Here is a 16,679-nt window from a genome sequence, read left to right as displayed (position 1 = left end):
ATAATAATCGTATTTTTGTACCGAAGATTTTGAAAATAAACATTATACGTAAATTTATAAAACCATGAGTAAGAAAATTACAACTATCCTAACTTTCGCTATGATGGGGGCGCTTCAGGCTTCAGCACAGCAGCAGACACAGTTATCTTATTGGTTCGACACGCCTGTCACCCTGAAGGGACAGCAGATCTGGTATGGCGGCCATCCTGAAAAATGGACGAACAAGAAGCCTATCTCGGCTGGTGATACCGCCCGCAATCCCGATCCGGATTGGGAGTCTAAGTCGTTGCCTATTGGTAATGGCAGCATCGGTGCCAACATCCTGGGTTCCGTGGAAGCTGAGCGCATCACGTTGAATGAGAAGACACTCTGGCGTGGCGGTCCGAACACCAGGAAGGGAGCTGCCTATTATTGGAATGTGAACAAGAATTCTGCCCATGTGATGCAGGAAATCAGAGATGCCTTCGCTGCCAACGATTGGGAAAAGGCATCCCAGCTCACCCGCAAGAACTTCAACAGTCCTGTGCCTTACGAATCTTATGCCGAGGACCCATTCCGCTTCGGTAGCTTTACCACAATGGGCGAGGCGTATATCGAGACGGGACTGAGCACTGTGGGCATGTCGAAATATCGCCGTGCCTTGTCGCTTGATTCAGCCTTGGCTTCGGTTTCCTTCGTCAAGGATGGCGTAAGATACCAGCGTGAGTATTTCATCTCTTATCCTGCCAATGTGATGGCTATCCGCTATAGGGCTTCCCGTCCGGGCAAGCAGAATCTCGTGTTCTCTTATGCGCCTAACCCTGTTTCTACGGGCAGGATGGTGGCTGATGGCAGAAACGGCTTGCTTTGGGATGCCCGTCTCGATAACAACGATATGCAGTATGCCATCCGCATCCGTGCCATCAACAAGGGCGGTAGCCTCTCTAACGAAGGCGGAAAGCTGACCGTGAAGGGTGCCGACGAGGTGGTATTCCTCATTTCTGCCGATACCGATTATAAGGCAAACAATAATCCGGATTACAATGATCCTAAGACCTATGTGGGCGTGGATCCGCTTGCCACCACCCAGGACTGGGTGAGCAAGGCCGAGGGCAAGGGCTATGCGCTGTTGCTCGACGAGCATTACAAGGATTACAGTCGCCTGTTCAATCGGGTAAGTCTGAACCTGAATGATGCGTCTCATGCCAACGATATGCCTATCGATCAGCGCCTGGCTAACTATCGTAAGGGCGCCAAGGATTTCTATCTGGAGCAGCTCTACTATCAGTTTGGCCGCTATCTGCTCATCGCCTCTTCACGTCCTGGCAATATGCCAGCCAACCTGCAGGGCGTATGGCATAACAATGTGGATGGTCCTTGGCGTGTTGACTACCATAACAACATCAATCTCCAGATGAACTACTGGCCAGCCTGCACCACCAACCTGAGTGAGTGCGAGCTTCCGCTCTTCGACTTCATCCAGACACAGGTGAAGCCGGGTGAGAAGACAGCCAAGTCATATTATGGTACTCGTGGCTGGACCACATCTGTATCCAGCAATATCTTCGGTTTTACCTCTCCGCTGGCAAGCGAAGATATGTCGTGGAACTTTTCACCATTCGCCGGTCCATGGCTGGCTACCCATCTCTGGGATTATTACGACTATACCCGCGATAAGAAGTTCCTGAGCGATACGGCATACGATATCATCAAGGGAAGTGCCAACTTTGCTGCGGATTATCTGTGGCATCGCAAGGATGGCGTCTATACAGCGGCTCCTTCCACCTCTCCTGAGCACGGACCGATAGACGAGGGTGCCACCTTCGCTCATGCCGTGATTCGTGAGATTCTGCTCGATGCGGTAGAGGCTAGCAAGATATTGGGCAGGGATGCCAAGGATCGCAAGCAGTGGGAAGATGCCCTGAAGCACATTGCCCCTTATCAGATAGGCCGTTATGGTCAGTTGATGGAGTGGTCTAAGGATATCGATGATCCTAAGGATGAGCATCGCCATGTGAACCATCTTTTCGGTTTGCATCCGGGCCGCACCATTTCGCCTATCACCACTCCTGAACTGGCGAAGGCTTCCAAGGTGGTGTTGGAGCATCGTGGCGATGGTGCCACGGGATGGTCGATGGGTTGGAAGTTGAACCAATGGGCTCGTCTGCACGATGGCAATCATGCCTACAAGCTTTATGGCAACCTGTTGAAGAACGGTACGCTGGATAATCTCTGGGATACGCACGCCCCATTTCAGATTGACGGTAACTTTGGCGGCACTGCGGGTGTCACCGAGATGCTGATGCAGAGTCACATGGGCTTTATCCATCTCCTCCCAGCCCTGCCTGATGCATGGCAAAAGGGTTCCATCAAGGGCCTCCGTGCCAAGGGTAACTTCACGGTAGATATCTATTGGGATAACGGTCGCCTTACCAAGGCTGTCATCCTCTCAGGTTCCGGCGAACCTTGCCAGGTAAGATATGGAGATAAGGTGAAGAAGATGAAGACTCAGAAGGGCAAGACCTACGAGGTTAAGTTCTAACAGGCTGCCTGCAAGGACAGTCCCAGACTGATTTTATTGTTGGCTTCTGCCAGGCACTTGTTGCCGATATGCAGATATTTTTGTGTGGTCTGTATGCTGCTATGACCCAGAAGTTGGGAGATGGTGTAGATATCCACGCCCTGCTTCAGAAGGCGAGAGGCATAGGTATGGCGCGCACAATGGAAAGTGATTGGCTTGCTGGTAATTTGGTTATCAGCAAGCCATTTTTTTAGATGTTCATTCAGATGATGCTGCGAAAGACGGGAGAAATAGCAGAAGGATTCTCCCTCATTTCCTTCTTTTGTATCATTTCCCTCTTTTGTATCTGAATTTATCATTTGGTTTTTTCTGATGCTTCGCAGTATTTCCACCGATTCCTTCGATAGCGGGATGTGGATTATGCGCTGCGTCTTCTTCATCTTTTTATGAATATAATAAACCCCATCTTCCTCCATGATGTCGTCGGAAGACAGGGTGAAGATGTCGCTTTCTCTAAGTCCTGTAAAGCAGCTCAGGCAATAGGCTTCCTTCACCAGAGGTTTCTGGCAAGGTGCCGCCACCAGTTTCTTCATTTCCTCATCAGAAAGCGTAGCCTTTTCCTTCTGAACTGGTTTTATATGATAAGAGGAGGGGAGAAGCTGGAATGGATTCTCCTTCAGATAGCCCAGTTTTACAGCTTCCTGCAGCACGGATTTCAGGTTCAGAACCTTCTGCTTGATGGTGCTTTCCGATAGTTTCTTGTTTTTCTTCATATCATGATGCAAGTCGTTGGCATGGTAGAGATAGTCGATAAACTGCTTGCAGAATTCCACATCCACGTCTTTCAGCAGCATCTGGTCTGCCCCGTATTTCTCCTTCTTGTATTTCTCCTGAAAATTCTCCAGGTGCTTCACCATGGTAAGCACGTTTCCGCATCTTCCCTGATACGTTTTCTGTCCCGGTTTCAATCTATCCAAGGCGTATTTTCTGGCAAAATCAATGAGTTTGATTCCCTTCTTGTCATTCATTATAAAACCTGCAATACATGCGAAACGATTCTTTAGTCCGAAAAAACTCATAGCCATATCTCTTGAATAATTGATAGTTTAACTTTTTGCTTTTATTGTTTATTTAGAAGGCAAAGGTATAGAGATAATTCCAAACTGCCAAATAAAAAAGAGAAAAAGTACTGGAAAACGTGAATTTAGTGATACCGTTATTCGTTAACTTTATCGGGTGCAAAGGTAGGAAGATTTCTGAAACAACAATCATTTCAAAACGTGTTTAACACTTTATTAACTAAAATGTGTCAATTTTTCTTCAAATATGTTCAAAAAAGCGCTTTTTAGTTAAAGTTAGGGTATTGATACAATAAATATCGGTCAGTTATCTGTCTCTTTTGTGGCAAAAGATAAAGTTAACGAATAACTGTATCGCAGTAAAAGTTGGCTTTTGGTACAGTTAACGAATAACTGTTTCTGCAGTATCGTTCTGTGACGTGAATAAATAGAAGAGCATAAATAGTAAATAGTAGAAATTCAGAAATCAAGTCTATCTTTTATAAAGAAGACAAGTATAAACTCAAGTATTAATTTATAAATCATTCAACTATATGGTATAATGCAAAAAACGAAAGAAATGCGGAGATGGCAACAGGTTCTAAGAACAGCCTGCCACTGACCTTGAATGAGTGATAGTATAAAAAATGGTATTATATGGTAAAGAAAATAGTTATGGTTGTGTTGATGCCGACAACCCTGTTGGCAAACGCATACGCCGCTTCCATACAGGACAGCCTGCGGACCACGATATATTTCCGCCCAGGCTACTCCCTGCTGGAACTCTCCTATAGAGACAATGCCGCCAACATGAAGGCACTGACTCAGGGAATCCAGACCATCAAAGGCAATCCGTGCGTACAACTGCAACACATCAGAATCCTTTCTGCGGCATCGCCCGAAGGTAATTCGGCACTCAATAAGAGAGTGGCGAAGCGCCGAGGTGAACGCCTGCGCGACTACCTGAAGGAAACATTGGTGCTGCCCGACAGTATCTTTACCGTTTCCTCAGCCGGAGAAGACTGGCAAGGCCTGGCTGCCCTGATAGCCAAGGAAAAGACCCCATGGCGAAACAAGGCACTCCAAATCATCCGCCACACCCCCGAATGGGTAACCCGCAACGGAAAGGTGGTGGATGGAAGAAAGCGCCAGCTGCAAAACCTGGATGGCGGCAAGGCATGGAAATACATGCTCGACAACCACTTCTACACCCTCCGAACAGGAGCCGTAGTAGTATGCGAGGTTAAAACCCTGGCAGCCGAAAGCACCCCTTCAGCAGCCGAAGCCCGCCTGGAGCAAGCCCGCCCCGACTCCGCCTCCCAGTCTCCTTCCTCGCCCCCGTTCCCTGCGATTCCATCGCAGGTCCACCCCGAATCCCAGTCGCCCCCAGCCGCCTCCTATTTCGCCCTGAAATCCAACCTCCTCTATGATGCCCTCCTGGTTCCGAATCTATCCCTGGAAGCAAGCATCGGCAGCGGCTGGACCCTAGGCGCAGGCGGAATGTTCGCCTGGTGGAGCAAAGACGCCAAGCATCGCTACTGGCGCATCTACGGCGGCGGCCTGGAAATCCGAAAGTATTTCGGAACCCTCTCCAAGTCCAAGCCCCTGCAGGGCCACCACCTCGGCATCTACGGCGATTTCCTCACCTACGATTTCGAGTTCGGAGCCAAGGGCTACCAGAGCAAGGCCACCTATGCCGCAGGCATCAAATACGGCTACTCCCACCCGATAGCCAACCGCCTCAACCTCGACTTCGCCCTGGGAATAGGCTACCTCCATTCCAATTACAAAACCTACGTGCCGAGGGATGGATGCTACGTCTACCAGGAAACCAAGAAGCGAAAGTGGCTAGGCCCAACCCAGGCAGAAATCTCCCTGGTATGGCTGCTCGGCAAAGGAAACATCAATAAAAAGAAAGGAGGTAAGAAATGACAAAAGGCTATTATCATAAACAGATGTGGTATCTCTTCCTCAAGCTACTGGCATGCATGGCATTCCTCATCCTCCTGATAGAATTCCTCACCTCGTGCGAGCACAAGGATCTCTGCTACGACCATCCGCATCGCCAGAACGTAGAGGTAACCTTCGACTGGAGCGAAGCCCCCGACGCCAACCCTTCCACCATGAGTCTCTATCTCTATCCGGAAAACGGCGGAGCACCGCAGCGATATGAGTTCACCGACCGCAACGGAGGATGCATCTCCGTAGCTGCCGGCACCTACGATGCCATCTGCGTAAACAGCGACAAGGAAACCCACCGCATCAACGGCAAGGAAACCCGCAAGACCTTCGAGGTAACCTCGGCAGAAACGCGAGTACTCCAGGGCCTCCTGGCAAGCATGGCGCAGTCGGCACCGAGAGCCACCGATGGCAGCAAGGAGAGGGTAATGTCAGAGCCCGAAATGCTCTGGAGTGCCCATGCCGAGCGCCTGGTGATAAAGACCAACGGAGAGAAATCGTTCATCACGCTGAAGCCGAAGGCGAGAGTGAAGCACTGTTCGGTAGAAATCAAGAACGTGCAGAATCTGAGAGGAGTGAAGGCGATGAGCGCCAGCATCTCAGGTCTTTCCGGCGGCTGGTTTGCCGGCATCGACGAGTTATCCTCAGAAAAGGTAACCATCCCATTCCCGGTAACTGTGGATGTTGCCAATTCCAAGGTAACAGGCAGCGTGAATGTCTTCGGTCATTGTCCCATCCAGCCCAACAAGCACATCCTGATGGTCTACGCCCAGCTCAACGACGGCAGCAACTGGTATTACGAGGACGACGTCACCGACCAGATTCACGACCCGGAGCAGAAGGACGAGACGCACATCAAGATTGAGCTTGACAAGCTCCCGTTGCCGAAGCCGAATCCCGGAACGGAAGGCGGTCTTCAGCCGAGCGTAAGCAAATGGAACGAGATTTACATAGATATAAAGATGTAGAAAATTTGGAATTTCCCTTGTCATAGGAATCTATCATAACAAGGATATTCTCTATCATTAATGAAATAAAAACAAAGTATTAATTTTTAAAAAGTATTAATTATGAAAAAAGCGTTTTACATGATGGCCGCAGCTGCCATCGCCCTGTCTTCTTGCTCTTCTGAGGAGACCACAGATGTTGCGAAGAGTGCTAGCATTACCTTCCGTACTAGTGTAGGCTTGAACAGCCGTGGTGCAGAGTTGACACAGGATAACCTCACACAGATGTGGGTTAGTGCTTTCTATAAGACTCAAGGCGCATCTTTTGAGGACGTACTCTTTGGCAATGGAGGAAGTGGACAGTACTTCTATGATAAAAGCGGTGATGAACATCTTTGGGAGACTGGTAGAACATACAAATTTATTGCTATTTCTCCAGTTAAAACAGATTGGTCTGCAACTTCATCATTCAATAAAGATGAGGTTACCTTTACTAGTGTAACACCATCAACAAATATTGTAGAACAGAAGGACTTGATTATTGGCGCTGCTGATGGTGCAGAAGAAAACCATTCTACAGATGGAGTAGAGATGAATTTGCAGCATGCACTCTCTCAGATTAAGATTGAAGCTTTCAACAATAATTCAAATCTTATATATACCATTCGCGGTATTCGTATTGCTAAAGTTGCTGGATCTGGAGATTATAAGTTTACAACTGCAAATAAGGGTAGCCATGCTTGGACTAATCATGGTGCAGTTGTTACCTATGACTATATTTTCAAAAACGCAGTCACACTTCAAAAAACTCAGACACCTACAGACTTGACTGCAGAATGTGGTGGTGCAATGTTGATTCCTCAGTCTTTGCGCCCATGGAATGGTCAAAAGGTTGTTGAAGGAGAAAATGCAGTTCCATTCGATGGAGGTGTTTACATTTCCCTTTTGCTCAGCGTAAGGAATACTAAGGATGTTTACACATATCCTGCCGGTGCTACTGATCCTAATCAGTGTGGTTGGGCTGCAGTTGCTATTCCTGTTGATGCAGGTTCTACAACTGCTACCTGGGCTCCAGGTAATAAGTATATTTACAAACTTAACTTGTCTGCAGGTTGCGGTAAGGTAGATCCTGTTGATCCTAATGAGCCTGGTAAGGATTATGTAAAGCCAGGTGAGGGAAAGGATCCAATCAAGGGTGATAATATCTTTGGTGAGGTTATTAAGTTCAAGGTGAACGTAAAACCATGGGATGAAAAAGTAGTAGAAGCTGATGGTAGCACTGGTGCAGTTAAGCCATAATCTCCCATTACATTCACAATAAAATCAAATTCAAGGAATTGGAGAATTTCCCCCTCTTATGGAGCCTCGGAATTCTCCAATTCCTTTAACCCCCATTGGCGTAAAACAATAGAAAGAAACCATTATGATGAAGAAAACTTATAAAAGCAGTTTATTGGCACTCAGTGTACTCGCATCCTTTACGTCATGTTCAGAAAGCGAATCACTGCAGCAAGCCAATCTATCAAAAGATAATTAAAAGAAACATACGATATGAGCAATAAAAATAAACTGATAGGCTTGTCGCTCATAGCTTTGGCGACACTCTGCGCTTGCAACGACGACAATTATGCCGACGGCAAGGGCAACCGACTCGTGACTTTCAGCGTCAATGCGAAAGCAAACGGTGGATGGAGTGACATCAATGGATCAAGAAGCGCATGGATGTCACCTCAGGCACAACAGATGGGTGAACCCGTGGAAATGGAGGGAAAACTCAACGGAAAAACAGTTTATCTCACAAGCGAGGTAACAGAAGGTTTCCCTACCGATAACCCAACCTTCACCCGTGGCACGCAGATAACAAATGCCGATGGCATGAGTTCATTCGGAGTCACAGCATTCATGGGCAGCCAGAAATATATGGATCATGTAGAAATCAAGAAGTCTGCTGATTCATGGAAGCCGCAAACAGATTATTTTTGGCTCAACGGAAAATCGCTCGACTTCTATGCCTGGTATCCATACAACTCAGCAGAAGGCAAAAACGGCATCCCTGCCGGCATGACATTAAACAAGGAAGATTTTTCTTCCATTTCATATATTGTACCCTCAGATGTATCTAAGCAGGAAGACCTGATGTTTGCTGTCAATAAGAATGCGTCAGAACCGGCAGATGGCAAAGCAACATCCTTAGATTTCAAGCATTCGCTCGCTGCCGTGAAGTTCGTGGTGGGCGATTTGCCTACCGGTACCAAGGTAACCTCTGTTGCTTTGAAGGGCGTGAAATATAAAGGTGATTTAGCCGTAACCACCGATGATAAAGGGGAGGTTCAATTTACCTGGTCGAATTTAGCAAACGAGACTGGAGATTTCACTCAGGCAACCACAAAAGAAGTGAAGGAAAATGATACAGATAAAGCCATTACAAAAGAAGACCAGACCTTCTTCATGATGCCGCAGACTTTGCCTGATAATGCAATGGCAGAGGTGGTTGTGGAAGATGAAAAGGGTGCGAAGGTTACGCTGACAGGCGCCCTGCAAGATGCTACGGCAGCTGAACAAGCAAAAAACAAATGGGAGGCTGGTAATACATATACTTATAGCATCAGTTTGTCTGGTATAATATCAGCGGAGATTACTTTTTTCAAGGGGATAAATGGTCCTAATGGGCATCCGTATACTTCGCATAATATCAGTGCTAACGGTGATCCGTTCACAGTGGATTTCAGCTGTCCTGCAACTGTAAGTACTATTAAACTCCGCTTTGCGTATAAAAACGCAGATGGTTCTTTTGATGAGATAGGGCGAACACAGAATACCCCTTATTACGATTTATCCGTAACGAAAACTTCCGAAGGTTTCAGATCTCCTGTCTTGAATAATTATGGAAATCCTGCTAAAGCCAAGCAAAACTCTACAGAGTTTGTGGTGCAGATGCAGGTAAAGGGCAGTACCCCAATGAGGATGCCATCTGATCCTTATCGTCAAGGGGAGGTAATAAAATATTATCCCGGAACCGATGATAATACATGGTATACTATTTGGAAAGGCACTATGTTTCCACCGAACTATATATACGATAGGGATGTCTATGGTAATTATAATAGTAGTATTTATGTATTAATGTCTCGAAAAGATATTGGCAGTTATAATCAGTATGTAGCAAGGCAATTGGCAGCTGAATATAATGAAGTAGATGAAAACCATCCTTACTTGGGAAAAGGAAGATGGGGACTTCCTTACTGTTTTTGGGATGCAAATATGTTGCAAAGAGCGCTTGGTTTATTGACTCTGATGGAATCTAGGTATAGTCCTGGTTATAATCCAATCTACGGTGAACCAACACAAAGAGCGGATTGGTATTGGACAAGCGGAGATGGTGGCTCTGGTGAGTTTTGGGTGATTCAAGGCCAAGCAGCAGGACGCACAGGCTTCTCTACTGATGGGATGTATATTCAGTATAATAGATATACTAGTTCGTTACAAATGCGCGCTATTAGTGCTACAACCATAGCTGGTGTACGTGCAGAGATGTATAATCGGTACTACTAGTAGCGCCGGATATGTCCTGTCCTCCGTTAGGCGTCCCGGCGGATTTGCAATCATAAGTGGTTGAAAGATTATTTTAGGCATGTTGCTCTATAAAGTAGGATTTCCTTTTTTAAGGAATCCTACTTCTTATAGTAACATGCCTGAATGGAGTCTTACTCAAATCCCCACCATTAATAACCACTAACAACGCCCCAACCCATTCTTGCATTTCAAGGTAAAAGTTAAATTTCGCAATAGAAAAACCGAGCTCATTTTCCTTTTTGTATATCATAACCAGCATAGAGGTAATAATAGTCATGTAGAGAATGACTTTTATGCCATTCTCATTAGTAGACAGAAAATGAGAAAAATTCAAATTCTGCTTTAAAAACTTAAAGTAAACCTCTATGTCCCAGCGCTTTTTGTAACAGAACGCAATTTCTTGTGGAGTCATATCAAAGTCGTTAGTTATAAAAAACACTTCATTTTCTACACGCTTTACCTTACCCTTATTATTTGGACGAGTAGTATCACGAGGCGTTTTGAATTTAGCCTTTATCACTCTATACTTTGTATTTGAAAAATCTTTTTTTTCTCTGTCATATAGGAACACAACAAGGTCATCCACCAACTCCAATTTTCCTAAATCAGTGTTGGTGTTTTCTGTCATAAGGCTTTCTATAACCTGCATTTTGCGGTTAGTTTTAATTCGTCCTACAAACTTAGCCTTTGCATCTTCTACCAATTCATAATTCTTAAGAGCACAGAATCCCCTGTCAAGAACGTATAGATTGTTATGTTCTGGGTCATACTTAATCAGTTCTTGCACAACAGCCGGCATAGCTATGTCTTCGCTAAGATATTCTGGTTTAGAAAATACTTCAGCAAGTTTAGCAGAAAAGCCATCATAAGCTACTGTATACTTTATTTGTTTGCGTTCTGTTTTATTTGATGCTTTTTTACCAACAGTAAATCCTTTCTTCAGCTTGTTACAGGTTTCTGCCACCATGGAACTATCTATGCGAACTATGTTTTTGGCCTGCAATTCTTTTTCTGTATATAGCTGAGACAGACGGTTATATAATAAATCAAAAGCCTTCTCAAAGAAGTCGAGATTTACATTAGCCAAACGGGTAGATATGGATCCGTGTGTTACGGTAGCATCCAATGCTACATTGAACAAAGTTTTATACGTAGGATTATTGAAGATTGACTCAAGTCTTCTTTGACTAACATGGTCGGCAGATAAGAAGGCAAAGACAAGAAGGTAGAAAAGGCGCTCACCGGTTAATACCTTGGCGCAATAATCCACCTTCGTGTCTTTTGCTATTTTTGCGATTTCTTCATCTGGAATCATTCTAAGAATATCCCATGCATGTACCTTTATTTTGCTCATATTTGCTATTTTCTATTGTTTTTATCTACCTACAAAGGTACAAAAAATAATTGAAATACGCAAATAAATAACTGATTATTAAGTGGTTATAGATGTTAAAAAATCTATTAACCACTTATGATTTGCAATCCGCCGTTAAAAAATGACCTAACCTCTTTATGCTCTGGGGATTTGCAATCCCCAGCAACCAGGCTGTTGCCAGCATATCGATGGGATAGGGGATTGCAAATCCCCCGGCTTAATAGGTCGAACCTTTTTTACGACGGATAGCATATCCGTCGGGACGCCTAGCGGAAGACAGCCCTATGCATCATCCGTCGAAAAGGAAATATAACTTAGCAACGTAATAAATGCACATCCCGAGGGCACCAGATTCGCCCTCGGGGTAAGATCGGAAGAAGATTACATGTGTTTGCGCACGCGTATGCTGCGCCTCGGCGGAATTTATGTCGCCCGCCGGGGCGCCTTTGCCGCAACAATATAATATCGTATAAAAAATATATAGTTTAAATTGTTTCAGCGGGCGTGAGCCCCCTAGAACTTTTACTTTTATTTATGAATCGTCAGCCCGACGCTGTGAAGCGGAGTGCTGTTTTTTATAGCATTATAAATACAATCATGGAATCCGCCGCACGGCAAAATCCCATGAACGTATAAGTCCCCAGCCCGCTTGAGAAAGTAGGCTGGGGGCTGTTTTTAATCATTTACTGCTATTTTAGTTATTTTCAAGGTGTATTTACTATAAAAACTACGTAGAAGGACATTATAATGATAAATGAAGTATTATTATTTAGTCTTAAGGAAAAAAATATTTTCCCTTAAGGCTAAATATTTCTAGCCTTAAGGGAAAATATTTCTAGCCTTAATGGAAAATAAAAAAGACTCTATGATAAAAGCTGCGAAGGGCTAACTAGTCCTTCAGATGCTTCAGCCTTCTCTTTGCCTCCGGATGGCTCGGATAAAGCGTCAGCGCCTTCTTGTAATTGGTGATAGCCGCTTCTTTCATACCCTCCTTTTCGCACTCTTTACCCATAATCACATACTCCGTGGCTAAGCGCTTCAGGAATTTCTCCTGCTTCTTCTTTTCTTCATCCTTCTGCTTGATTACTTCTCTCAACCGTTCGTTCTCTGCCTGCAACTCATTCACCTTGTTCAGCTTCTTGCGGATGAATCGCTTGGCTAGCGGATGCTCTATGTCGTAACGGCTGTGGATGGCTAGGAAGAAATTATCCAGGGCGGCTTGCATGTCACCCTTGTCATACGCTTTTACGGCATCGTGATACTGCCTGTCTGCCTTGCTCTGCGTCAATGCCGTGTTGATGGTATTCTGGTTGTTATACTGGCGGGCAAACTGCTTCACCTCGTTGCGGACGAATATCTCGCTCTGACGGATAGGCTCCTGCAAACTGATTCCCTCCAGACTGGTGCATCTCGACAAAGCCACGTAAGTCTGACCACCTGCAAAGACACCACCCGTAAAATCAATCTTCACCTGGTTGAAAGTCAAGCCCTGACTCTTGTGAACGGTAATCGCCCAGGCAAGTCGGATAGGGTATTGCTCGTATCTGCCAATCTCCTCCTCCTCAATCTTCTTCTCTACTTCGTTGAAATGATAGCGCATGTTGCTCCAGGCTGCAGGCTCCACCATCACGTCTAGTCCATTTTCCGTGCGTACATATATCTTGGCATCATCCTCATCATCAAAACCGATGATGGTGCCCAGCGTGCCGTTTACCCACTGGTGTTCGATATCGTTCTTGATGAAGATAATCTGTGCTCCCGTCTTCAGATATAGTTCGATAGGGGTAGGCAGACTGCTTTCCGGAAACTCGCCCTGGATGTTGCCACGGAAGAGGGTTGGCTCGCCCGGCAGGAGCTTGAGCTGGTTCTCGTTGATGTAATCCACGGTGTCGCGGCGGGTAGAGAGGGTGATGGCAAGCTTGGAATCACTCTCGTCGAGTTGGGCACCCACCCGCTGGTTAAGCAGCTGCAGGTCTTTCGTCTGCGCCTGACTGGTTCGGATATGGTCGAGAATACTGATGAATACGGGGTCGCTCTGTCGATACACCTTGGTGAGTTCGATGCTCACGAGCTGGAACTGCTGGAATATCTTGGCATCGAAGAAGAAACTGCTGCGGTAGAAAGGATTCAGCAGTCTGCGGTCGTCCTCCCTTACCACAGGTTCTAGCTGGTAGATGTCACCCACAAGCAGAAGCTGCTTTCCTCCGAACGGCTCCCTCATGTTGCGGCAATACACACGCAGCACCTTGTCGATGAAATCGATGATGTCGGCACGCACCATACTGATCTCATCGATGATGATGAGTTCCACTTCGCGGATAATCTTGATTTTCTCAGAATTATACTTCAGCGTATTCCGGATATTGCGCACGGAATACATGCTGTCGTTGGGCAGCAGCGGATGGAAGGGTAACTTGAAGAAACTATGCAGGGTACTGCCACCGGCATTGATGGCAGCGATGCCCGTAGGCGCCAAGACGATGTGTTTCTTCTTGGTATTGGCTGCGATGTATCGCAGAAAAGTGGATTTACCCGTCCCCGCCTTTCCGGTGAGGAAAAGCGAACGACGGGTAAACTGTATGATTTGGAGTGCGTTCTGCAACTCCGCATTGTCGAGATCAATCATGTTAAAATATTAGAGATCATCGAAGTTGATAGGCTGCTCTGTTGGCTTAGCCTTCTTCTTCTCTTTCTTTTCTTCTGTTGTTCCGGAACTTGGGGTAGGGGTTGCTCCCTCGGTCTTGTTCACTGGAACTTCCTTGATAACAGGGTTGCCATTCTCATCGAGGATGATTTCCTCGTTGAAGGCGGTGCTGTCTACACGAGTGGTATCTACCTTAGGTTTTGGTGCATAGCTTGCGCAGATATACATATCTTGCGTGATGTCGGCATCCTGCGGCTTGTCAAACTTGGCGTGGTACTCCTTGAAGGCTGGGTCGCCAAATACGGATTGCAGGAAGTAACCGCATATAGGCAATGCTGTTCTGGCACCCTGTCCCAAGGCTCCGGTGCGGAAGTGCAGACAGCGGTATTCGCCACCTACCCAGGCACCAACCACCAGTTTAGGACTTACACACATGAACCAGGCATCTGAGTGGTTGTTGGTTGTACCCGTCTTTCCACCGAATTCAGTGTCACGGTAGTTGCCCACATAGCCCCAAAGGCTCTGCGATGTACCGCCCGGCTCCTTCATACCGCCCTGCAGCAACTGCTGCATCAGGAAGGCACTCTTGTAAGGAATCACCTGCTCTTCTGTAGAAGGACCTTCATATACCACCTTTCCGTCGTGGTCCACAATCTTGGTTACCAATACTGGGTCGTGGTGCTTACCATTGTTTGCAATGGTACTGTAGGCACAGGCCATCTCCAGCAGGTTCACATCGCTGGAACCCAAGGCAAGGGCTGGTGTGTCATCCAGCGGACTGTCGATACCCATCTTCTTGGCGGTCTCGATGATGCGCTTGATGCCCATTTCCTGACCCAGGCGCACAGCCACGGAGTTGATACTCTTGGCAAAGGCACTCTTCAGCGGGATGCTGTCGCCCGAGAACGAACCGCTGGCATTGGATGGTCTCCAGGTGGTCATCTCGTGCTTCTTCTTGTCATAAACCTCCATCGAGATATATTCATCGCGGCGCTTGTCGCAAGGAGTGAGTCCCTGGTTCATCGCCTCGGTATAGACAAAGAGCTTGAAGGTAGAACCCGGCTGGCGCTCGGCTGTTACCTTGTCATACTTCCAGTGGTCGAAATCAATGTCGCCCACCCATGCCTTTACGGCTCCTGTCTGTGGCTCCATAGCCACGAAAGCACTGTGCATGAAGGTGGTCATATACTTGATACTATCCTCTGAAGTCATGTTGATGGTAATGCTTCCCTTGTCGTAATCGAACACCTTCACAGGGTGAACCCACTCCTTATAATAGTAGTTCACGGAGTCTGGATCGTTAGGGAAGCGTGCCAGCAATGCCTTGTAGAATGGCTGGCGCTCGGCGATGCCCTGAATAAAGTTAGGAATCACCTGGTGGTTCTCGTCCTGCCAAGGTTCCTGACCCAGCCAATTGCCCTTTCCTGCCTGCGTGCGGCGGATGCTCCAGTGATTATTGAAGTTCTGCTGCACCTGCTTCATCTGCTTGCGGGCAGCATCCTCGGCATACTTCTGCATGCGGGTATCGATGGTGGTGTATATCTTCAAGCCGCTGGTGTAGAGGTCGTAACCCTCGTCCTTGCACCAGTCTTTCAGGTAGTTGGCCACAGCCTCACGGAAGTACTTCGCCTGTCCGTCGTAGTTTTCCTCTACCTTGAAGTCGAGCTTGATAGGCTCCGTCTTCAGCTGGTCGTATTCTGCATGTGACAGATCGCCGTGTGTCACCATATTATATAATACGGTGTTGCGGCGTGCCAGACTGTTCTCCGGATTGGTACGTGGATTGTAATAGGTGGTAGCCTTCAGCATACCCACGAGTACGGCAGCCTGGTCGGTGGTCAACTCCTTAGGAGTGGTATTGAAGTAAGTCTTGGCGGCAGTCTTGATACCGTAAGAGTTACTACCGAAATCCACGGTGTTGGCATACATGGTGATGATTTCCTTCTTGGAGAAAACCGTCTCCAGTTTTACGGCGATGATCCACTCCTTGCTCTTGATGATGAGCAGGCGGAGCACTGGCACCTTGCCGAGCAAACCAGTGGAGTATTGCGAACGGACACGGAACATGTTCTTTGCCAACTGCTGGGTGATGGTAGAGGCACCACGCCCGCTATGATGCAGCAGTGCATCCTTGGCAGCAGCGAACACGCCGATAGGGTCGATACCGATGTGCTTGTAGAAGCGCTCATCCTCGGTGTCTACCAGTGCCTTGAAGAAGGCAGGGTTCACGTCTTCGTATTCCACAGGAGTACGGTTCTCGTTGAAATACTTACCGATGAGCTTGCCATCGGCACTGTAAATCAGGGAAGCCTCCGAAGTCTGCGGGTTCAGAATACCCGAAAAATAACCAGGTGACTTACCGAAGAGCCACAGAAAGTTGATATCTACTGCACCCAAGTATAGGATAAAGGCTACGATACAGCTAGCCAAGGCGACAACCGTCTTGGTGTACCAAGCCCTTCCCTGGTACAAACTCTTGTACCAAGTCCAACTGGTGCGAAACTTATGCCATATCCAGGCAAAGATAGTCTTGACTTTATTCATAATCGTTTATCTGTTTTTGTCGGTGCAAAGGTACAATAATAATTTGAAAAACCATCAATCTTTATGTTTTTATTTGTTA

9 protein-coding genes are annotated in these 16,679 nt (G+C 46.7%); 5 read left to right on the top strand and 4 right to left on the bottom strand.

Annotated features, from left to right (window positions below; translation table 11 throughout):
• Positions 1-64 precede the first annotated feature (64 nt).
• Positions 65-2,521 carry a glycoside hydrolase family 95 protein gene (locus tag V8Z93_RS12060; protein ID WP_439431635.1) on the top strand — a complete coding sequence of 819 codons (2,457 nt, stop codon included), beginning with the start codon at positions 65-67 and terminating at the stop codon, positions 2,519-2,521.
• Here V8Z93_RS12060 and V8Z93_RS12055 read toward each other — a convergent pair.
• Positions 2,518-3,528, bottom strand: a complete 1,011-nt coding sequence (locus V8Z93_RS12055) for a tyrosine-type recombinase/integrase (RefSeq protein WP_439431634.1) — start codon at positions 3,526-3,528, stop codon at positions 2,518-2,520. The two genes, V8Z93_RS12060 and V8Z93_RS12055, sit on opposite strands and share 4 nt — an antisense overlap.
• A 687-nt stretch (positions 3,529-4,215) precedes the next feature.
• On the opposite strand from V8Z93_RS12055, the gene V8Z93_RS12050 reads away from it, so the two are divergent.
• The 4 genes from V8Z93_RS12050 (at position 4,216) to V8Z93_RS12035 (ending at position 10,016) form a co-directional block, all read left to right on the top strand.
• Positions 4,216-5,490: a DUF3575 domain-containing protein gene (locus V8Z93_RS12050; protein WP_439431633.1), complete on the top strand. Its 1,275-nt coding sequence runs from the start codon at positions 4,216-4,218 to the stop codon at positions 5,488-5,490.
• Positions 5,487-6,485, top strand: a complete 999-nt coding sequence (locus V8Z93_RS12045; RefSeq protein ID WP_439431632.1) for a DUF5119 domain-containing protein — start codon at positions 5,487-5,489, stop codon at positions 6,483-6,485. The genes V8Z93_RS12050 and V8Z93_RS12045 overlap by 4 nt, the downstream gene beginning before the upstream one ends.
• 102 nt (positions 6,486-6,587) lie before the next feature.
• Positions 6,588-7,763, top strand: a complete 1,176-nt coding sequence (locus tag V8Z93_RS12040; protein WP_439431631.1) for a fimbrillin family protein — start codon at positions 6,588-6,590, stop codon at positions 7,761-7,763.
• 252 nt (positions 7,764-8,015) lie between these two features.
• Positions 8,016-10,016, top strand: coding sequence for a fimbrillin family protein (locus V8Z93_RS12035; RefSeq protein ID WP_439431630.1), 2,001 nt, complete (start codon positions 8,016-8,018; stop codon positions 10,014-10,016).
• Positions 10,017-10,125: 109 nt separating this feature from the next.
• Here V8Z93_RS12035 and V8Z93_RS12030 read toward each other — a convergent pair whose 3' ends face one another.
• The 3 genes from V8Z93_RS12030 to V8Z93_RS12020 all read right to left on the bottom strand — a co-directional run bounded on the left by V8Z93_RS12030 (position 10,126) and on the right by V8Z93_RS12020 (position 16,600).
• Entirely contained in the window at positions 10,126-11,391 is a 1,266-nt protein-coding gene (locus V8Z93_RS12030; protein ID WP_439431386.1) for an IS4 family transposase, read from the bottom strand.
• Positions 11,392-12,301: 910 nt separating this feature from the next.
• Positions 12,302-14,038 (bottom strand): AAA family ATPase, encoded by a 1,737-nt coding sequence (locus V8Z93_RS12025; protein ID WP_439431629.1) that lies wholly within the window; start codon positions 14,036-14,038, stop codon positions 12,302-12,304.
• Positions 14,039-14,047: 9 nt separating this feature from the next.
• A complete protein-coding gene (locus V8Z93_RS12020) occupies positions 14,048-16,600 on the bottom strand; it encodes a transglycosylase domain-containing protein (protein ID WP_439431628.1) in 2,553 nt (850 codons plus the stop codon).
• Positions 16,601-16,679 lie beyond the last annotated feature (79 nt).

Source organism: Segatella copri (genome assembly GCF_051861805.1).
GTDB lineage: Bacteria > Bacteroidota > Bacteroidia > Bacteroidales > Bacteroidaceae > Prevotella > Prevotella copri_M.
Note: the sequence above shows the minus strand (reverse complement) of the source record. Positions and strands in the feature narration are given on the sequence as shown.